The 18,862-nt window shown below is 61.6% G+C and carries 18 protein-coding genes; 8 read left to right on the top strand and 10 right to left on the bottom strand.

Annotation, left to right across the window (positions count from 1 at the left end; all coding sequences use genetic code 11):
* Positions 1–44: 44 nt before the first annotated feature.
* The 4 genes from BJI47_RS23365 to BJI47_RS23350 are packed head-to-tail and all read right to left on the bottom strand — an operon-like array spanning position 45 to position 5,522.
* Positions 45–893 (bottom strand): HAD family hydrolase, encoded by an 849-nt coding sequence (locus BJI47_RS23365; protein WP_254900783.1) that lies wholly within the window; start codon positions 891–893, stop codon positions 45–47.
* Positions 890–3,217 (bottom strand): phosphoribosyltransferase, encoded by a 2,328-nt coding sequence (locus tag BJI47_RS23360; RefSeq protein ID WP_088945980.1) that lies wholly within the window; start codon positions 3,215–3,217, stop codon positions 890–892. The genes BJI47_RS23365 and BJI47_RS23360 overlap by 4 nt, the downstream gene beginning before the upstream one ends.
* Positions 3,214–4,371, bottom strand: coding sequence for an HpcH/HpaI aldolase/citrate lyase family protein (locus tag BJI47_RS23355; RefSeq protein WP_088945979.1), 1,158 nt, complete (start codon positions 4,369–4,371; stop codon positions 3,214–3,216). Before BJI47_RS23355 ends, BJI47_RS23360 begins: the two co-directional genes overlap by 4 nt.
* 47 nt (positions 4,372–4,418) lie before the next feature.
* Positions 4,419–5,522 carry a hypothetical protein gene (locus BJI47_RS23350; RefSeq protein WP_088946016.1) on the bottom strand — a complete coding sequence of 368 codons (1,104 nt, stop codon included), beginning with the start codon at positions 5,520–5,522 and terminating at the stop codon, positions 4,419–4,421.
* A 263-nt stretch (positions 5,523–5,785) separates the two neighbouring features.
* Here BJI47_RS23350 and BJI47_RS23345 point away from each other — a divergent pair, with 263 nt between their 5' ends.
* Together BJI47_RS23345 and BJI47_RS23340 are read left to right on the top strand one after the other, a co-directional pair.
* Positions 5,786–6,361 (top strand): TerD family protein, encoded by a 576-nt coding sequence (locus BJI47_RS23345; protein WP_088945978.1) that lies wholly within the window; start codon positions 5,786–5,788, stop codon positions 6,359–6,361.
* Positions 6,362–6,469: 108 nt separating this feature from the next.
* Positions 6,470–7,567, top strand: coding sequence for a DUF475 domain-containing protein (locus BJI47_RS23340; RefSeq protein ID WP_088945977.1), 1,098 nt, complete (start codon positions 6,470–6,472; stop codon positions 7,565–7,567).
* A 21-nt stretch (positions 7,568–7,588) separates the two neighbouring features.
* On the opposite strand, the gene BJI47_RS23335 is transcribed toward BJI47_RS23340, so the two are convergent.
* The 4 genes from BJI47_RS23335 to BJI47_RS23320 form a co-directional block, all read right to left on the bottom strand.
* Positions 7,589–7,822 carry a LuxR C-terminal-related transcriptional regulator gene (locus BJI47_RS23335; protein WP_088946015.1) on the bottom strand — a complete coding sequence of 78 codons (234 nt, stop codon included), beginning with the start codon at positions 7,820–7,822 and terminating at the stop codon, positions 7,589–7,591.
* A gap of 250 nt (positions 7,823–8,072) precedes the next feature.
* Complete coding sequence (locus BJI47_RS23330) at positions 8,073–8,441, bottom strand: helix-turn-helix transcriptional regulator (RefSeq protein ID WP_088945976.1); 369 nt, start codon at positions 8,439–8,441, stop codon at positions 8,073–8,075.
* 138 nt (positions 8,442–8,579) lie between these two features.
* A complete protein-coding gene (locus BJI47_RS23325; RefSeq protein ID WP_088945975.1) occupies positions 8,580–9,272 on the bottom strand; it encodes a response regulator in 693 nt (230 codons plus the stop codon).
* A gap of 67 nt (positions 9,273–9,339) precedes the next feature.
* Positions 9,340–10,749 (bottom strand): hypothetical protein, encoded by a 1,410-nt coding sequence (locus BJI47_RS23320; RefSeq protein ID WP_254900782.1) that lies wholly within the window; start codon positions 10,747–10,749, stop codon positions 9,340–9,342.
* A 163-nt stretch (positions 10,750–10,912) separates the two neighbouring features.
* Between BJI47_RS23320 and rpsF the strand changes: the two genes are divergently transcribed.
* The 5 genes from rpsF to dnaB all read left to right on the top strand — a co-directional run bounded on the left by rpsF (position 10,913) and on the right by dnaB (position 15,782).
* Positions 10,913–11,200, top strand: a complete 288-nt coding sequence (gene rpsF / locus BJI47_RS23315) for a 30S ribosomal protein S6 (protein WP_075839311.1) — start codon at positions 10,913–10,915, stop codon at positions 11,198–11,200.
* Positions 11,201–11,258: 58 nt separating this feature from the next.
* The gene (locus tag BJI47_RS23310) at positions 11,259–11,810 is read left to right on the top strand and encodes a single-stranded DNA-binding protein (protein WP_088945974.1); all 552 of its coding nucleotides are present in this window, start codon (positions 11,259–11,261) and stop codon (positions 11,808–11,810) included.
* 44 nt (positions 11,811–11,854) lie between these two features.
* Positions 11,855–12,097 carry a 30S ribosomal protein S18 gene (rpsR, locus tag BJI47_RS23305; RefSeq protein ID WP_084345822.1) on the top strand — a complete coding sequence of 81 codons (243 nt, stop codon included), beginning with the start codon at positions 11,855–11,857 and terminating at the stop codon, positions 12,095–12,097.
* A 15-nt stretch (positions 12,098–12,112) separates the two neighbouring features.
* Entirely contained in the window at positions 12,113–12,568 is a 456-nt protein-coding gene (rplI, locus tag BJI47_RS23300) for a 50S ribosomal protein L9 (protein WP_084345821.1), read from the top strand.
* An 814-nt stretch (positions 12,569–13,382) separates the two neighbouring features.
* A complete protein-coding gene (gene dnaB, locus BJI47_RS23295) occupies positions 13,383–15,782 on the top strand; it encodes a replicative DNA helicase (RefSeq protein ID WP_088945973.1) in 2,400 nt (799 codons plus the stop codon).
* A 505-nt stretch (positions 15,783–16,287) separates the two neighbouring features.
* Here dnaB and BJI47_RS23285 read toward each other — a convergent pair.
* Together BJI47_RS23285 and BJI47_RS23275 are read right to left on the bottom strand one after the other, a co-directional pair.
* Positions 16,288–16,944, bottom strand: coding sequence for a DUF6308 family protein (locus BJI47_RS23285; RefSeq protein WP_088945971.1), 657 nt, complete (start codon positions 16,942–16,944; stop codon positions 16,288–16,290).
* Between the two features lie 490 nt (positions 16,945–17,434).
* Positions 17,435–18,007 carry an HPP family protein gene (locus BJI47_RS23275; RefSeq protein ID WP_088945969.1) on the bottom strand — a complete coding sequence of 191 codons (573 nt, stop codon included), beginning with the start codon at positions 18,005–18,007 and terminating at the stop codon, positions 17,435–17,437.
* Positions 18,008–18,271: 264 nt separating this feature from the next.
* Here BJI47_RS23275 and BJI47_RS23270 point away from each other — a divergent pair, with 264 nt between their 5' ends.
* Entirely contained in the window at positions 18,272–18,709 is a 438-nt protein-coding gene (locus BJI47_RS23270; RefSeq protein ID WP_088945968.1) for a pyridoxamine 5'-phosphate oxidase family protein, read from the top strand.
* Positions 18,710–18,862: the final 153 nt, after the last annotated feature.

Raw genomic sequence — 18,862 nt, 5'->3', positions numbered from 1 at the left:
GAGCCCGTTCTTCCCAAGCCCATGCCTGTACCCCCGTGTGTGCGTCAACCCCTTGCCTTGTTCGACGCAGCGGACGCACGGATGGTTCCATCGACTTCTCGAGCCGTCTCGGCATGCAGCCAGGTGAGGATCTCCTCGCCTGCGAGACCACCCGCCGACGTCGTGACCACCAACCCGTCGTGCTGGAAGTTCATCGCCTCCAGCTCGCCGTGCCGCGGCCTGATGGACCGGTCGGCGGCGATGAGCATGTCTGCATCGAGTGCGCCGTCGCCCGCAGCAAGCGTGAGGGCCCCGACGTCGAGAACGCCGTCGTCGATGCAGCGCGTGAGAACCTCGGCGACGGCGCGATTCTTGCAGACGACGTCGGGCATCGTGTAAATCTTGCGTCCCTGTTGCGAGACGTTCCATCCACGCGCGGCACACCACGAAGACCAGTCCGCGAGAAATTCGGGCGGAACCGCTGCGGGTTCGACGACGAGGTAGCAGAAAAGATCGTCCGCAGTCCGACGCTTGAGAACCCAGTCGCCGCCCGTTCGACGCGTCAGTTCCTCGCGGACCCCGCCGAGATCGATGTCCGAGAAACCGGCGCGCCATGCACGGTCGGGTTCACCGTCGACGAGGATGTTGCCGCCGTTGCTCGTGATCGAGAACCGCCACGGCGCACCGGGCAGTGAGATTCGCTGGAATTGCTCGATCGTGCGTGTCGTCGTCGGCACCACGACGGCATCGGCGGTGAGGGTGCGCAGCGACTCGGCGGCAGCGGTGGTCATGTAGGACAGTGGCGCTCTCTCGAACATTTCGACGCAGACCACGGTCTCGTCGACCTCGAACCCCAACGCGGCCTCGGAGAAGATCATCGTTCGGTCCAGGTCGACCGTTATGAGGGTGTTCACGTGACATCCTTGATCAGGCCCATGCACGAATATGCCAGGTCGGATACCTCGATCACTGGAACATCTCTGGCGGCGGCCAACATACGAATGTGTCGGTGTTCGGGGGCATCGAGGTCGCGCACGAGAATCCGCCATGGGATTCGACGGAGAAGCACTCGGGTTGTTTCTCCTACACCGGGTTTGACGAAATTGACATGCGAGATCCCGAACTCTTCGCGGACCTTCTCCACCGATGCCCATCCGGTCCAGGTCGGAGTGCGATCCGAGTTCGATACTTCGGCTACCGATCGGGCGACATCCTCGCGTACCGCATCGAACTGCGCTGACACTGTGTCGAGCAGATGGTTGGACACGTCGTCCGGTGCAAGGTCGGCGTAATACTTGGCACCGTGGAACTCTCCCTCGTCGATCAGGTCGCGGTTGAGGACCGTCCGAGAGACGAGACCGGAGACCGTCGAATTGAGGCAGGCAGATGCGATGAGGAAATCATCGCGCGTGCCGTAGGTCCGCGCGCAGTGACCGGGGTCGGCCAGAACTGCGAGGTCGCTGTTGAACTCTGCGCCTTCGAATGCTGCCAGCGCAGCGGCCAATTCGCGTGCGATGGCACCTTTTCCCGTCCAGCCGTCTACGAAGACGACGGATCGGGGATCGTGATTGTCTGCGAGGTATTTCAGTGCGACGGTATCGATTCCACGGTCGCGGACGATCGAGAGGGCATAGTGCGGCAGTTCGAGTCCGTGCACATAGTGTGCCCAGCGGCGCATCAGTATCCCGACCGGTGTGCCGGCCCGAGCCAATGAGGCGAGAACGATGTCGTGTCCGCGCTCGGCCAGAACGAGTTCGGTGACGGTGCCGACTGCGACTGCAAGACGAGAAGCACTGTCCTGCAGTACTTCTTCGAACAATTCTCGGTACGCGAGATCGGGCTGGAACTCTACGGGCAGTGATTCGGCGTAGTGCGCTGTGCCCGCCTGAATTCGCCTCTCCCGCTCACCGACATCGGCTTCGAGCTCCATGCCCGAGAGGTCCTTGAGCAGCCACGTCACCTCACCAGGGGCGTAGGAACCGAATGCGGGCCCGGTCAGGGGCACCGCGCGGCGCGATACCGCCAGGGCCATCGGATCGGCGCCGGTGATGACGACGACGAGGACATCGGCGCCGGACGCGGCGAGAGTGCGAACGGCACCACCTTCGCCGAAAAGCCGGTCGGTGTCCGCAGGCTCGTCGACCACGAGAATCAGCAACGCATTCTCCGGGCCGTCGGCGTTGTAGACGTACCGCGCCTCGGGTTCACCGTTCTCCGGCGCCAGAAACTGGAAGCCCCGACGCAGCGGATAGTTCGGTGTATCGAGTACGTAAGCCGGTGACCGAGTGGTGGTTTGGAACAATGCCGGATGACCACCCGCGCGGAGGATCAACGCGAGGCGAAGCGGCAGGTACATCAATTCCTCGTGGCCGAGGACCACCACGGGTCTGTCGGCGGACACGATGGACTCGACGCGCGTGGCAACGTGAGCGATGGCGTTCTCGAAGGCAGGAGTGTCGAAGGAAAGGAATCCGTGACGGCCGCCGTCGGGAACGGTTGCGGGCCAATCCACATCGAGGCGGGTCACGGTGCCCGCGGTCTCCGCGGCAGGATTGAACGTCGGGTCCGGTAGTCCGGTCACATCACCGACGAGTCCGTCGGCCAGTTCGACGCTGCCCTGAGCGAGGCTCACGCTGACGATGGTGACGCCGAGTTCGGTCGCGACGGCGTCAGTCTCGAGAATGTGCTCCTCGCTTCGCATGTCGACGAGCGAGGCGATCACGTAGTGTGCCCGCGGAGTAACGGCATGGACGGAGCGGATTGCTTCGAGTGCCGTTTTACCGGTGGATATCTCGTCGTCGACCAAGACAAGTGGAAGCGGTACGGCCAGGATATCCGCGGACGTCGGCAACAGTTGGTGATCCGTCGCGTGCGAATGGCCTTCTTGGAACTCTCCGTACACCTCGAGGCCGGGCACGTCGCGACGCGTCGAATGTAGGTAGGAATATGCGTTGAGTCGTGCTGCGACGCCATGTCCCAAACCTGTTGCGGTTTCCGCGAACCCGAGCACCACGACGTCCGACCCGCCGGCCGCGTCGAGCACTAGCGTTCCGAGTTGGTCTGCCGCAGCGGTCACGAGTTCGGGGTCGACCGGTATGTGCTTACCGAGTACCTCCGACACCAACAGATGTGCACGCCTTGGGTTTCGACGCAATCCGGGGCGAACGAGTTGTTCGACCGACCACTCCGAGGAAGTGCCGGTGCCGGTGACCTTGATTCCGTCGGTCGGGTTGTTCATCGGTCCGCCAAAGCGGTGAGTACGTCCACGAACGTCACCTTCTCGTTGGTGACGCCGAAAGCGTCGGCACGCAGCAATGTTTGGCGCGCCCAGTTGCGATGTGGTCCAAGCTCGTTCATCTTGTTACCGTAACCCGACGCACGGACGCCTCCGGCGTCGGATTCCAAGATATCGAGCGCATCGTGGTACTCCTCGTGTGTGACTGCGGACAGTGCGTGTACGGCTGGAACGTGAGACGGGTGAATTACCGTTTTTCCTTGAATCCCGTTGGCGCGGTCCAATGCGACTTCGCGAAGGAGAGCGTCGAGGTCACTGCTGACGAGCTGCTGCCGAAATCGCACCGCCCCGGGTTCGACGAACGGGGTCTGCCTGAGCATGGGACGGAACATACGTTCGTGATCGGCGAAGTACTCCCATACCGGTCCGGTGATGACGAATCCGGTTCCGTTGTTGCGCCCGAGGTGGTTGACGATGGCGCTGATGACGTCAGCGACGACGCGGACGTCGTAGATGGTCAGGTCCCGGTCGCGGCGGATACCGAACATGCCGCACATGTCGGTGGCGCCGATGCGCACCGCGAGTACTCGGTCACTGTGTGCCAGAAGCAGTTCGCGTACCGCGACGAGTTCGGTGTCGCGTGTCTCTCGGAATACGACCTCGGCGGATTCGAGAACTGGCATCGCGAACAGTCGCTTGCCGTGCTCGTTCGAACCGGCGGCGATGGCGTCGAGGAAGGATGCGCCGTTGGCTGCGGTGAACTTGGGCACCACGAAACCGGCGAGGGCGGCGGCACCGTGAGCGATCTCGGAACAGATTCTGCGAATGTGCTCCGGAGTACGGGCGCGGACGAACACCAACGCGGTGAGGTCCTCGTCCGCGGCCAGCTCGTCGAGTGTCCGCACGGCGTTGGTGAGTGCTTCTTCGAGATCGTGATCGGCTACGGCATCTTCGAGGTCGATGACCAAGGAGCAGACGCCTATGCGGCTGCGTTTGATCAACGTCGCCGTCAGATCGGTTCGTGTGGCCGGCATATACAGTGTCGCGCCCAGTGCCGTTGCGACACTGACGATGTTCGCGTCGACGGGAATGTTCTTGGGTGGCCGGAAGAACAGTGCGTCGTGCACTGCGGGATCGAGATGTCGAAAGTGTTGCACCGGGCGTCCTTAACGTTCGTGAGCAAATGAATTTTGGAGTTCGGCAATCAGTGAGCCGAGCCTCGCATCCTGTCGACAACCCCGGAGATGAAGCCCGAAATGGTATTCAGATCTTGCAGGTAGGACCAATAATCGGGGTGAGTGCCTGATAGCGCAGTGCTCGCTCTCTCGATTCGAGCCAGCTGAGCATCCAACACCGATCCCCACTCGGCAACCAGGCCACGGTTCACAGCCAACTGTTGTGCGTCTCGTAACGTGAAACGTACCGCCCGTTCCTTCTCCTGTGGGTTTGCCTTCACCGCACGCAGTAGTTCGACGCGATCGGTGACGGCGTCGACGAGGGCCTCGGCGTCGGCAAGGCGAGCACGGGCTTGCGCGATGTAGTCGAGAGCCTGTTCGGGATTGCTTGCGTCGGCGGCCGCCCGTGCGGCGGCGAGGTCCTCCGAGGCCTGCTCGATGTATCGGGCGCTCGTGTGCTCGTTGGCCGAGAGGTCGGCGGAGCTGGCGACATTGAACTCGCGGAGCAACGTCGAGAATGCAGGTGCGAGTCGTTCGAAGCGCGTGCGGACAGCCTCGAGTCGGGTGCGGACCGACGAGAGAGCCGAGCGCGCTTCCTTCGCCCGGGCCGGAGCGGCCTCGACTGCAGCCTCCAGCGCTGCTGCGGCCTCGCGAACTGCGGCGGCGGCATTTCGGACACCCAGAGCGTCATTCGCCGCGGTGGCGCGGTCGAGGGTGGCCACGCCGGCGTCGAGTGTCTGCCATGCCGCTCGTATCGACGGGTAGTCGGTGTAGCTGTCTTCGCCGGCAGCGACGGCCAACTGGGCCTTCTGGGCTAGAGCCTTGGCGTCCTGGACCAGGCGCGGGGTAGCGGCGAGTGTGGAACGAGCTTGTTCGAGGTCGATTCGGTGTGTTCGGTAGAACTCGTCGACAGCACGGCATGCCTCGCCCAATGCACGCGTCGCGTTATCGAATGCGTTCTGTGCTGCAGGAGTGGTGATGCCGTCGAACTGATCCACTGCCGCCAAGTAGGCAGCGCCGGCTTCGAAACATTGCTTCTCGGTCTTGTTCCACAGCGACGTGATGTCGCGTGCGGGAGTCAATGCCCGGATCGCGTCGACACCCGTGGATGCGATCGACTGTCGTTTGTCCATGTCGAGGAACGCAGCGACGGCGCGCTCCTGTGCTGCGCGCGCAGCAGACTCCGATTCACTTCCTCGGCGGAAGGCCCCAGGCCAGCGACTTGTCACCCGCTCGATAGTACTGACGGGAACTTCCCGCCGTGGTGTGCACGTTGCCGTAGTGCAACTGCGACAAACAGGATCGGGCCTGCGGTGTGACCGCGAGCTCCTCACAAATCGGACAGATGACCACTACGGTGGAAAGTAAGTAGCGGAATCCACACGAAAGGACAGACATGGGCGTCAGCCTCAGCAAGGGCGGCAATGTTTCACTCACCAAGGCAGCTCCGAACCTGACCGCGGTCACGGTCGGACTCGGTTGGGACATTCGAACGACGACCGGAACGGACTTCGACCTCGACGCCAGCGCCATCGCGCTGAACTCGACGAAGAAGGCACTGAGCGACGGACACTTCGTGTTCTTCAACAACCTCAAGTCCCCCGACGGTTCGATCGAGCACACCGGTGACAACACCACAGGTGAGGGTGAGGGCGACGACGAGCAGATCAGGGTCGATCTTGCCGCTGTCCCGCCGGAGATCGAAACGATCACCTTCCCCGTCTCGATCTACGATGCCGACGCGCGGTCGCAGTCGTTCGGGCAGGTGCGCAACGCGTTCATCCGCGTACTGAACCAGGCCGACAACTCCGAACTCGCCCGCTACGACCTCAGCGAGGACGCCTCCACCGAGACCGCCATGGTTTTCGGTGAGCTGTACCGCAACGGTGCCGAGTGGAAGTTCCGTGCCGTGGGCCAGGGCTACGCCTCCGGCCTCGCCGGAATCGCTCGTGACTTCGGCGTGAACGTCTAGGGTTCGTAAGTCGTACTTCGATAGGGGAAAATCCCGCCGCATCATTCATGATGTATCGGGGTTCTCCCCTATTTGTTTTTATTGCCGCCAAGAGAAAGGCCACCGACAGTGGTTCTACGGATATTCGGATGGTCCATCGGAGTCACGATTGTTTCGGTGATCGTCGCCTTCCTCTATGGCGGTCTCGAGGCGATGATTCTCGTCTTGATTCTTGGTGTCCTCGAAGTGTCGTTGTCGTTCGACAACGCGGTCATCAATGCCACCGTGCTTCGCCGGATGAGCGAATTCTGGCAGAAGATATTCTTGACCGTCGGCATTGTCATCGCGGTGTTCGGTATGCGGTTGCTCTTCCCGCTCGTCATCGTCTGGGCCGCATCCGGTCTCGGACCCGTCGCAGCGATTCAACTTGCACTCAATCCGCCGGAGAACGATGCTGCGACCTTCCCCGACGGCAGTCCCAGCTACGAGACCCTCCTCACCGACGCGCATCCTCAGATTGCTGCGTTCGGTGGCATGTTCCTGCTGATGCTGTTCCTCGGATTCATTTTCGAACACCGCGAGATCACCTGGCTGAGCTGGCTCGAGAAGCCGTTGGCCAGGATCGGCAAGCTCGACCAGCTCGCTGTCGTCGTGGCAGGTCTGCTGCTGGTGCTCAGCGCGGAGTTCCTCGCCGACGACGACAAGATTTCCACGGTCATGGTCGCCGGCGTGCTCGGCATGATCACCTACATCGCCGTCAACGGACTGGGTGAGTTGTTCCATACCGACGAAGAGGGCGAAGAGGGATCGAGTGGTCCGAGCGAACTGGCCAAGGCGACCGGCAAGGCCGGGTTCTTCCTGTTCCTCTACCTCGAGGTCCTCGACGCGTCGTTCTCGTTCGACGGTGTCATCGGCGCTTTCGCGATCACCGCGGACCCGATCATCATCGCCCTCGGCCTCGGATTCATCGGTGCGATGTTCGTCCGATCCATCACGGTGTTCCTGGTCCGCAAGGGCACGCTGTCCGATTACGTCTACCTCGAGCATGGTGCGCACTGGGCCATCGGCGCACTGGCGATAATTTTGCTGGTGTCGATCGGGGTGGAGATCAACGAGCTGATCACCGGCTTCGTCGGCATTCTGTTCATCGGCGCTGCTCTGATCAGCAGTATCAGGCGCAACAAGAAGCTGGTCGAGCAGGGTGAGGACACGAAACTCACGGTGTAACGAGTAGGCGAGCGCCCTCTGTCACCAATGGTTCAGCTTGGTGTGGCCGTCCTGTAACGCGCGAGCGAACAGGGCGGCCTTCGTCGGTGCAGGCCTACCCACCACCGCGTACTTGTGGCGAATGCGAGTGAGGTGCGTGTTGACGGTTCCGACAGAAATACGGACCGTGGATGCGGCGTCGGCTTTCGAATCCGACGAGAACCACGCAAGCATTACTTCGACTTCGCGGGCGCTGAGTGCGGGCCTGCAGTACAGGTACCCATCGAGTTCATTGGTCGACGCCGAATAGCGTGCAGACTTCGCCCCTGTATCCCGCGCAATCGTGGGTGGACGTGGCGAACTCGACAACGTGTACCTCCTGCAGTAAGAAATCCAGCACCAGAGACGTTCTCCCCCATGCCGAGCGCCCGACCGCCCTCGTCGATACTGCACGCGCAAACCGGCATCTGAGAAGGGGTGTACCGAAATCTGTACACAATCAATACGTCGGTCGGCGCAGTAGCACCTACAGCTCCGCGATATCGATCATCCCGTCCTGTAGAGCCCGTGCCACCAGTGATGCTTTCGTCGAGGCCGGGCGGCCGACGGCCGCGTATTTAGCCCGGATGCGCGTCAGGTGAGTGTTGACGGTGCCCAGCGACAGGAACAGCGACTTGGCCACTTCGGGTTTGGAGTCGCAGTGTATCCAGCAGGTCAGCACTTGGATTTCGCGTCCGGTCAAGATCGGTTTCGGCAGGAACGAGCCCGCAATTCCGGCGACGGGACGATTTTGGACCGGCGGTGCGAGGCTGATCTGTGGGCGTGAAGGACGCTCTACGATCGGTGCCGAGAGCGCGGACAAGCAGACGGCTGTGGCATCGAAATCTGTTGACATGGCGTTCTCCCCGTACTAGTGCGGTTGTGGCCTATACAAACCGTTGACTCGAGTTTCACAGGTGGCGGGCAGGTTGTCTGCCCTCAAAACTAGGGGCATTGAATCCTCAACGACCTGGATAGTTGACTCCGTAGGTCCTCAGCTCAGCGGCGGAACTTCCGGCATCGGAAGCCATCCGTCTTCGACAGCTCGCTTGTAGAGGTCGGTTTTGGTCGGCGCGGGGCGCCCCGCCTGGGCGTACTTGTTTCTGATCCGAACCAGATAGTCGTTGACGGTCTGCTCCGAGAGCCCTGCCAGGCGCGCGACGCGCCCGGCCTTCTCTCCCGACGCATACAACGCCAGGACTTCGCGCTGACGTGGACTCAAGCCGACATCGGGCAATTGCGGGTCGCCGTCGATGGCCGCAGCCCAATCGGTGGTGACGACCTGGTCTCCGGCGGCGGCGCGTCGGATAGCCGAGACGATGGCAGCGGCCGGCTCGGACTTGCGGACGACGCCAAGAACTCCTGCCCTCGCGGCGGAACGAACGAGAAATGGATTCTCGGCACCGGTGTACACCAGGACCTGAGCACCTGCGGCGTGCAACTTCTCGACATTCGACCGCGGCGAAGACCCGTCACCGAGACGAAGATCGAGGACGACGAGGTCCAGCGTCGGACCCGACGCCAGAAGTTCGTCGACAGTGGCAGCGACGGCGATCAGATCCAGATCCGATTGGTCGGCGAGGATGGATCGGAGGCCCAGCGCAACAGACTCGTGATCCTCCACCAAACCGATCCTGCGCCGAACATTGCCGTCGGTCGGCATCGATTCCCCCGAGCCTTGCGTCATGCTCCGCCTCCGCTCACGACAACTACTTCGGCTGCCTACCGACTAGTCGGAACAAGGGGTCGGTTTGTTACTGGGTCGGCGCGTTGCTCCGCATGTCGGCCTTCGACGTCCCCGTGTCGGATCCACGTCCGGCGTCTGCCGGTTGTGTCAGCCCGGGGTTTCGTAGCCCGGCGCGGAGGAAGACGAAGAAGAAGACGACGAGCAACACTGCACGTCCCCAGACCCCCACCTCGACGAAAACTTCCTCGGTAGTGCTGTCCGAACCCTCGGTCAGCGCTCCGAAGTACTTGAACACCCCGATGCCCATCGACAGGTCTGCCACCAAGTACGCACCGACCAGGGCCCATGGCACGCGGAGAAGAACGAAGAACGGAACAAGCCAAAGGGTGTACTGCGGTGAGTGCACCTTGTGCAGGAGTAGGAATCCGCACAGCATCGAGCCACTGACAGCGATCCAGGGGTAGGTGTGTTCGACCTTCATCTTCCGCAGGCCGAGCCGCAGTGCCAACCCGAATGCCACGAAGACAAGCAGCGGCGACAACACGTCGACGATGTCCTGAAACGATGCCTCGGCGCGCAGATAGTCCTCCGGCGTCATGGGATCGGTGATGTAGAGGTGACGCACTCCCCAATACCAAATGGAGTTCGTGGTGATATCCGCTTGGCGGAGAGTTTGGAAGGCGAACGAGGCTCGCCAACCGTCGTAGCCCAGTGCGGCAAAGGGAAGGTTGATTGCGACGACGGTGCCTATCGCTGCGAATGCAACGCCGAGTGCGCCCTGAATGTCGAACCGACCTCGAACCGTGTGGGGCAGTTCGCGACCGTCGTTCCCGCCGTAAGCGACGTAGAGGAGTAGGGGCAACACGAATGCACCCGGATACAGCTTGAGGCAGAATCCGATCGCGAGCAGAATTGCGGCCAGTGTCCCTCTGGTGCGCAACGGAATTCGGAGGGCCATGACGAATACGGCGCCGACGGCCGTTGCCACTACCGGTAGTTCCCAGTTGTGGAATGCGTAGAGCACCAGCGGAGGACCCACCGACCACAGCAGCGCAGGCTTGCCTGCGAGACGCCCGAGCATCCACGCTGTCAACAGGCCGAACGGTGCAAGTAGCGCACTCGAATAGAGAAGAAATTCAGCGTCGGTATGTGACGGGATCGCACCGAGCCACATCAAAAGACCGCTCAATACCGGATACTCGACGGTTCCGCCGGTGAGAATTCCGTTGGGCGTGATACCCCCGCTGAGATAAGGAAAGACGTGATTGTCGATATCGCGTCCGAGCCACAAGAATTGGATGTCGGAGTAGCAGACCCAACTGTCCTTGACCGTGTCGAAGGCGGTACTGCGGCCGTTGTCGAGGAACGGAGCAACGGCACAGCGGGCCTTGTTGAAGTAGCCGAGAGTCAGCGTCACGGCACACAGGGACACCACAGCGACCATGGTCGCCATCGACGTACGTTGCCCTGATCGCATGAAGACAAGCCTATGTTGCCGCCGACAGTGCTCTGGCACCCTCGTTTGATTTCGCAGGTCAGGGCATAGCCGTGTACCCTCCAAGGGTTGCTGACGCAACGACCCTCCTGCCACGGATAGTCCGTGGCCGTTTTCACTAGTCCACAGGAGGTGATGAGGTCTTATGCGTCATTACGAATTGATGGTCATTCTCGACCCCAACCTGGACGAGCGCACCGTCGCTCCGTCTCTCGATACGTTCCTCAACGTCGTTCGCAAGGACGGCGGCAGCGTCGACAAGGTCGATGTCTGGGGCAAGCGTCGTCTGGCCTACGAGATCGCCAAGCACGCCGAGGGCATCTACGCCGTTGTGAACATCAACGCCGAGCCTGCGACTGTCAGCGAGCTCGACCGCCAGCTCGGACTCAACGAGTCCGTGCTGCGCACGAAGGTCCTGCGACAGGGCAAGTAATTGTCGTTGCTCGCCTCTAGGCTGGCATCAACAATGACTTTCTACTGAAAGAGGAACCATGGCAGGCGAGACCGTCATCACCGTCGTCGGGAACTTGACGGCAGATCCAGAGCTTCGTTTCACCCCGGCCGGCGCGGCTGTGGCCAACTTCACCGTTGCGTCCACTCCCCGCACGTTCGATCGTCAGTCCAACGAATGGAAAGACGGAGACGCACTCTTCATGCGCTGCAACATCTGGCGTGAAGCTGCGGAGAATGTGGCCGAGAGCTTGACCCGCGGTGCGCGAGTAGTCGTGACCGGGCGGCTCAGGCAGCGTTCATATGAGACGCGTGAGGGCGAAAAGCGGACTGTCGTAGAGCTCGAGGTCGATGAGATCGGCCCATCCCTGCGCTACGCCACCGCCAAGGTCAACAAGGCCAATCGCGGTGGTGGTGGAGCAGGCGGCGGCTTCGGCGGCGGCTCCGGTTCCTCAGGTGGATCAGGCGGCGGACGCTCGTCGTCGAATGCCAACTCGGCACCCAGCGGCGGAGACGACCCTTGGGGCAGTGCGCCTCAGGCGTCGGGTTCGTTCGGTGGAGCTCGTGGCGGAGACGACGAACCCCCGTTCTAGATCCTTGAAAGATCGAGAACACCCAGATGTAACGGAGAAAGACCATGCCAAAACCGCCATTGCGCGACAAGGTGCTCAAGAAGAAAGCGTGTTCCTTCTGCAAGGAAAAGGACGCGTCGATCGATTACAAGGACACGACGCTGCTGCGTAAGTACGTCAGCGACCGCGGCAAGATCCGCGCGCGTCGAGTCACCGGCAACTGCGTCCAGCATCAGCGCGACGTGGCCGTTGCCGTGAAGAATTCGCGTGAGGTTGCATTGCTTCCTTACGCCGCGACGGCACGATAGAAAGGGAGATCACTCATGAAGCTGATCCTCACCGCTGATGTTGACAACCTCGGTACGCCGGGCGACACCGTCGAGGTCAAAGACGGATACGGCCGCAATTTCCTGCTGCCCCGCAAGTTGGCCATTCAGGCCACTCGCGGAGCTGAGAAGCAGGTAGAGGGCATTCGCCGCGCTCAGGAAGCTCGTGCCGTTCGCGGTCTCGAGCATGCCAACGAGCTCAAGCAGGCAATCGAAGGTCTCGAGTCCGTGAAGCTGGCAGTGAAGACTGCAGGCGATTCGGGCAAGCTGTTCGGCTCTGTTACGGCTGCGGACGTCGCTTCTGCTCTCAAGGCAGCGGGCGGTCCGATCGTCGACAAGCGCAGCATCGATTTGCCGAAGGCTCACATCAAGAGCACGGGTGGCCACGACATCGTCGTCAACCTGCACCCTGATGTGACCGCAAAGTTCAAGCTTGACGTTGTCGGAAGCTGATTTGTAGCTTTCGGCCGTATCGGCTGAGAAAGGCCCCACGAACTCTACGTTCGTGGGGCCTTTTCTTGTCTGGGCGGTCTGCATCAATGGGCCCATGGACGCGGAAGGCTGTGGATCGCGCATGCGCCGTTGTGCCCGTCGGACGTGACCCCGTTCGTCGCCGAGGGGTGGTTGGTGTCTTCGTGTCCCGACTGGGCGGGCAACACGCGGTCGGAATTTGCAACACCTGGGTCGAAATCGGCGGATGCTGCCAAATTTCGAGGCCGGGATCGACGCTTCGGAGAGTTGAGTCGACAGAAGTACAGGCCCGGATTCTTGTGTGGAATCAGCAAAACTGCCGCAGACCAATCTCACTAGTTGTTTTAGTGAGTGTTCCCAGACACTGTGACCTAATTCACTATTGAATTCACTTGCCGTTTACGCAACACGCCCGAGTTGTCAACTTCGGGCGACACGCCGCGAAATGATCCATGCACAGGGAAGAAAGTTTATATACATGCTTGGAGCTGGCGGTATGGCCAAAATTGGAAAAGTTATACCCAGGTTATCCCCAGGTGGTCAACACGGTTCACGTGAACTATCCACAATTACTCCACAGATTTATCCACAGGCCGTGTTGTGACTGACGACGAGAACATCTAACGTCCCTCGAGCGTCTCTTCACCGCACGGTGAGTGTGTTCGGTGGCGGCGGCGCTCGGTACCCAGGGGTGTCGTAGTCGAGGGGTACAACTTGTTGCAGTACGTCTTGTTGCAGTACGTCGCCGGGCTAATACGACGATGGTGATTTCCGACAGGAAGGACGGTCGAATTCGGTGGCTGTTGTAGATGATCGAGGTCAATCGAATTACTCCTCCGAGGCACCACGAGAGGCCCCAGGCGAGGACTTCGGTCGGCAGCCCCCCCAGGACATGGCGGCAGAGCAGTCGGTACTGGGCGGCATGCTCCTGAGTAAGGACGCCATCGCTGACGTCCTCGAGGTGCTTCGACCCGGCGACTTCTACCGTCCGGCCCACCAGAACATCTACGACGCCGTTCTCGACCTCTACAGCCGTGGTGAGCCAGCCGACCCCGTCACCGTCTCGGCAGAACTGGACAGGCGCGGCGAACTGAAGCGGATCGGCGGCCCGCCGTACCTGATCACGCTCACTCAGACGGTGCCGACGGCTGCCAATGCCGGTTACTACGCGGAGATCGTCGCGGAGAAGTCGATTCTGCGGCGGCTCGTGCAGGCCGGCACACGCATCGTTCAGTTCGGCTACGCAGGCGCCGACGGCCAGGATGTGGCCGAGGTGGTCGACCGGGCGCAGGCCGAGGTCTACGAGGTCACCGAGCGTCGCACTTCGGAGGACTTCATCCCCCTCGAAGAGCTACTCCAGCCCACCATGGACGAGATCGACTCGATCGCCAGCCGCGGAGGAATTTCGCTCGGCGTCCCTACCGGATTCGCGGAACTCGACGAGATCACCAACGGTCTTCACCCAGGTCAGATGATTATTGTTGCCGCACGTCCTGGCGTGGGCAAGGCATTGGCACTCGATACTCCCCTGCCTACGCCCGATGGCTGGACCACCATGGGTGAAGTGATGGTGGGTGACCAACTGATTGATGCCCACGGCAGGCCCACCCGCGTCGTTGCAACCACCGACGTCATGGCCGACCGTCCGTGCTTCGAACTCGAGTTCTCCGACGGCACAGTGATCGTTGCGGATGCGCAGCACCAGTGGTTGACAGATACTCGCGCGCCGCGGAAGTCCGCCCAGGCTGCTGCAGTCGGATACAACCGCACGCGCAATCAGCGAACTTTTGCTGAAGTACGCACAACCGAAGAGATTGCTCGGACGGTGCGCTGCAACACCAAAGACGCTCGCATCAACCACTCGGTGGTTAATACCGAGGCCTTCCAGCTCCCCGAGCGCGAACTGTTGGTGCCGCCTTACACGTTGGGCGCGTGGCTCGGCGACGGTACCTCTGCGTGCGCTCAGATCACGAGCGCTGATCCAGAGATCATCACTCGTATCGAGGGCGAAGGCTTAGAGGTGACGAAGTCTGATCTCTATCTGCGGACTATTGGGGTACTCGGCGACAAGCACATCCCGAGCGAGTACCTGCGTGCCTCTGAAAGTCAACGTCGAGCACTCCTCGCGGGCCTGCTCGATACCGATGGAACGGTGACCGCTGGCGGGTCGGCTCAGTTCTGCGTGACCAGTGAGCGTCTTGTCAAGGGTGTTCGCGAACTCGTCGCCAGCCTCGGCTATCGCGTGCAGATGTCGACGAAACGAGTAAAGGGGCGTAGCGAGGCGTCGTCGACGGCCTATGCCTTGACCTTCGCGACCGATGACGTGGTATTCGGTTTGCATCGAAAGCAGATACTGCACAAGGAGCGTCGCGCAGCGAGCTCGTCTGTACGCTCCGGATCTCGCTTCATCGTCGACGTCCGCAAGGTCGACTCCGTTCCAGTGCGTTGCGTCGAGGTCGACAATGCCGATCACCTCTACCTGGCCAGTGAGTCGATGATCCCGACGCACAACTCAACAATTTCGATGGATTTCATGCGTTCGTGCTCCATCAAGCACGGCATGCCAAGTGTCATTTTCTCGCTGGAAATGAGCCGCACCGAGATTGTGATGCGACTGCTGTCGGCCGAGGCCGGTATCAAGCTCGGCGACATGCGCTCCGGAAAGATGACCGACGAAGACTGGACTCGTCTGGCGCGTCGTATGAGTGAGATCAGTGAAGCGCCGTTGTTCGTCGACGACTCACCGAACCTCACGATGATGGAGATCCGCGCCAAAGCGCGCCGTCTCAAGCAGCGCAACGGTCTGAAACTCATTGTGGTGGACTACCTTCAGCTGATGTCGTCCGGCAAAAAGGTCGAGTCGAGGCAGCAGGAAGTCTCGGACTTCTCCCGTCAGCTCAAGCTGCTGGCAAAGGAACTCGAATGCCCGGTGGTTGCGGTGTGTCAGCTCAACCGTGGCCCGGAACAGCGGACCGACAAGAAGCCGATGGTGTCCGATCTCCGTGAGTCCGGCTCGTTGGAGCAGGACGCCGATATGGTCATTCTGCTGCACCGCCCCGACGCGATCGAGCGTGACGACCCCCGCGGCGGCGAGGCCGACCTGATTCTAGGCAAGCACCGTAACGGCCCGACCGCGACAATCACTGTGGCACATCAGCTTCACCTGTCCCGGTTCGTGGATATGGCGCGCGGGTAGCTCGCTGTTGGTTGTCGTGGTGCGTGCGGCCCGCAGCAATCTCAGCGCTCGATGCCGTCCGCTATCGCTGTCCCTCTGCCAGCTGTACAGACCCGCGATCACGACCTAGCCCACCAGGCTGCCAAGCATGCCGACCAACTCGAGGTCACAGAGGGCGAGTCCCGCGCGAGTATCGGTCGAATGGTGGACTCCGGGCTAGTCGAGATACGTGGGGCCGGCCGAGGACGCACCGATCGCCTGTCAGCGTCGGCATCCAGGCCCTCGGCACTCAGTCCACGAACGTGCGGATGCGGGGCACAGACGCCATCCAGCGAGAGCAGATGGTATTGCAGTCCGTCGAATCCCACGGGGGAGATCGCCCAAGCCAAAGCATTGGAGCTGTGCATGATCAGCCCTGACACGGCTAGCAACCTATTGCGGAAAATGGCAGGAAAGGGACTGCTCGAGCTACGCGGCAGCCGTCGCGCCGCGCACTACGTGCTGCCGAAGGCTTGACGGCCGCCGATCAAGGCTTCGCGACGTACCCCTTCCCCTGCATCCACGCCAGCACGTCCAGGACCCGCAGTGCCGGCACCGAATCGTCCAGGCTGGCCCGATCACGCAGATCGAGCAGCCGATGGTGCAGTGCCCCGTCGTCGTGTCGCAGGGCCAGCCTGATTGGTTCGAGGTGGGCCGACTTGGTTCCCAGCTGACGGCCGACTACCTCGTCATAGATCGGGTACAGCCGCGGCCGCTTGCGCGCGATGAGCTTCGAGGCGATCGTCCGGCCGATGCCGTGGATCTCCCGCAGCGCATTCTCCAACTGCCAGGCCGGGGACTCAGCCGTCATCGGGACGTGTTCCTCGGCCAGGTCTCGGTCCGGCCCCACATCCGTCAGCCGAGCCGCCATCTCGTCGCGGCGTTCCCCGAGGAGGAGCCACGCGCCCTGCGCCGGGACCTGCACGGACAGCAGGGTGACCGCGAGGAGGTCGTCGGTGGTGAAGACGTACGCGTCCGCAGCGCGCCGTCCGCTGGGATCCCACGCGTCCCAACGGGCTCCGGTTCGGATGTGGCCGGTCTTGTCGACCTGGTGGGTGAAGTACTCGTGCAAGATGTCGATCGCCGCTGCTTCGTCCCCCTCGCGGAGGACCTTCGGCAGTCGGATCGGTGCGTTCTCGAGCATATGTCTGTCCCTGATTCTGTTCGGTCACTGCGAGCAGCGCTGCCCGGATCTCGGTGGCGGGCCCGGCCAGGTAGCGGTAGCGGTGGCTCTGGATGGTGGCGGACTCGTCGAGGTCTCGCCCGACGGTCGGATACAGCTGCACCCCTTCCGTGACGGGACCAAGTGCGTCGACTTCGTGCTGGGACTGGACGTACGCGTACAGCTGGAAGAGGTGATCCCGGGACAACTTCACCGCGCCGTACTGGTTCTCTTCGAGCGCGTTGGTCTGCCGATGTTGGACTCGCGAGATCTGAACCGGGACCGCGCGTCACATGACACAGGAATGCTGAAACGCGGTCTCGAGTTGCTCGGGGTTCGGTCGCAAAACAGCAACATGTTGGCACACATATCGACGCTGGGACACAACGTAATACAAATATTTCGGTGAGCATGACGACGGCCGTCACTCGTGAAGAACTATCGAACGAAGCCCGACACACGCCCCACGAGATCAGTCCGAAGTGTGAGTGTCGAGGTTCACCTTGCTGACACCGTCGATGGTGGAGAGCAACCTGTGCACGACATGACGTTCGGTGTCGTCGTCGAACCCTCCTCCTACCTCCACGACACCACCGCTGCGGACTGTGATCACCCATCGCCGGGTGCTGCCGGAGTAGTCGTCGAGCAGTGCGCGGACTTTCGCGGCGATGACCTCGTTGTCGCCGATGATCAGACTTCGCAACACGTCGCTGCGAGCGATGACGCCCACCAGGATCCCGGACTCGACGACGGGCATCGAGCGCACATGCCGATCCAACATCACCGCTGCCGCGGTCGACGCTTCCCACTGTGGTTCCGCTGTCTCGACCTCGCTGACCACTGCCGGAGAGATCACCGCTTTCGGGTTCGATGTCTGAAACGCCAACAGATCCGATTCCGACACGATGCCTACCAACGCACCCTTTCGATCGATGACCGGTAGCGCTGCGAATCGCTTACTGGTCAAAAGCATGATCGCCTCGCGCACCGGTGTGTCGCGTTGTGCGGTCACGACCTCGCGGGTCATCAGATCACGAACCTTCATTGCTTGCCTCTTCCGTTTGCTGCCGTACTGACACTCGTAAAAACCTTGATACGCGGTCCGCCGTGGGGCACTTCGGACACTCTGACCCTAACTCCACGGCAGCGTGTGACAGGCGTGGCAGGGCAGTGTGTGAGCAACGGAACCGATAGCCAAAAATCTATGCCGACAACATCATTGACCTCGGTGAACGGGGCGGACGGCCGTTCCCCGAAAGTGTGACCGATACGCCAGACAATAACTGGCCCGGAGTGAGAGAATCGGAACATGACTGCACCCCATGCTCACACCCCTGCCGGGCCGGTTCGTGTCTTCACCGATGAGCAGAGCTGGGATGCGCTGCGTTCGGAGAGGCTGGGGCGGCTGGTCACCTCCGTCGGCGGCCGCATCGACGTGGTCCCCGTGAACTACCTGGCCGACAGTGGCCGGTTGTTGTTCCGGACTGCTGAGGGCACCAAACTCGTCGAACTCAGTATCGAGAACCGCGTAGTCTTCGAAGTCGATCACATCGATCCCGGCGTTTCCGGATGGAGTGTCGTCGTGCATGGCACGGCGCGAACCCTGAGCACTTCCGCGGAAATCGCCGAAGCTGAAGCACTGGACCTTGTCTCCTGGGTTCCCACCACCAAATACAATATCGTGGAAATCGTCCCTACGGAGATCAGCGGCCGCGAGCTCATGTTCGGAGACAAGCCGGACGCCTGATCTGGGCCTTCATCGACTGGATACACGATCACTCAGAGATCGGGGACTGTCGGCTGCTGCCGGTGTCCGTGTTGTCCGGTAGTCGCCGAGAGTAGCGGGCGGGCCGGTGCCGGTATTGTGCTGTACGACCGATGCCGATGCCGACGTTCATGA

The organism is Rhodococcus sp. 1168 (assembly GCF_002091955.1).
Taxonomy (GTDB): Bacteria; Actinomycetota; Actinomycetes; order Mycobacteriales; family Mycobacteriaceae; genus Rhodococcoides.
Note: the sequence above shows the minus strand (reverse complement) of the source record. Positions and strands in the feature narration are given on the sequence as shown.

Bases quoted from the DNA above. Each gene is read 5' to 3' on its own strand.
- BJI47_RS23360 (WP_088945980.1), bottom strand. From the start codon at position 3,217: ATGAACAACCCGACCGACGGAATCAAGGTCACCGGCACCGGCACTTCC.
- BJI47_RS23350 (WP_088946016.1), bottom strand. From the start codon at position 5,522: ATGGACAAACGACAGTCGATCGCATCCACGGGTGTCGACGCGATCCGG.
- BJI47_RS23345 (WP_088945978.1), top strand. From the start codon at position 5,786: ATGGGCGTCAGCCTCAGCAAGGGCGGCAATGTTTCACTCACCAAGGCA.
- BJI47_RS23330 (WP_088945976.1), bottom strand. From the start codon at position 8,441: ATGTCAACAGATTTCGATGCCACAGCCGTCTGCTTGTCCGCGCTCTCG.
- BJI47_RS23325 (WP_088945975.1), bottom strand. From the start codon at position 9,272: ATGACGCAAGGCTCGGGGGAATCGATGCCGACCGACGGCAATGTTCGG.
- BJI47_RS23320 (WP_254900782.1), bottom strand. From the start codon at position 10,749: ATGCGATCAGGGCAACGTACGTCGATGGCGACCATGGTCGCTGTGGTG.
- rpsF (WP_075839311.1), top strand. From the start codon at position 10,913: ATGCGTCATTACGAATTGATGGTCATTCTCGACCCCAACCTGGACGAG.
- BJI47_RS23310 (WP_088945974.1), top strand. From the start codon at position 11,259: ATGGCAGGCGAGACCGTCATCACCGTCGTCGGGAACTTGACGGCAGAT.
- rpsR (WP_084345822.1), top strand. From the start codon at position 11,855: ATGCCAAAACCGCCATTGCGCGACAAGGTGCTCAAGAAGAAAGCGTGT.
- rplI (WP_084345821.1), top strand. From the start codon at position 12,113: ATGAAGCTGATCCTCACCGCTGATGTTGACAACCTCGGTACGCCGGGC.
- BJI47_RS23285 (WP_088945971.1), bottom strand. From the start codon at position 16,944: ATGCTCGAGAACGCACCGATCCGACTGCCGAAGGTCCTCCGCGAGGGG.
- BJI47_RS23275 (WP_088945969.1), bottom strand. From the start codon at position 18,007: ATGAAGGTTCGTGATCTGATGACCCGCGAGGTCGTGACCGCACAACGC.
- BJI47_RS23270 (WP_088945968.1), top strand. From the start codon at position 18,272: ATGACTGCACCCCATGCTCACACCCCTGCCGGGCCGGTTCGTGTCTTC.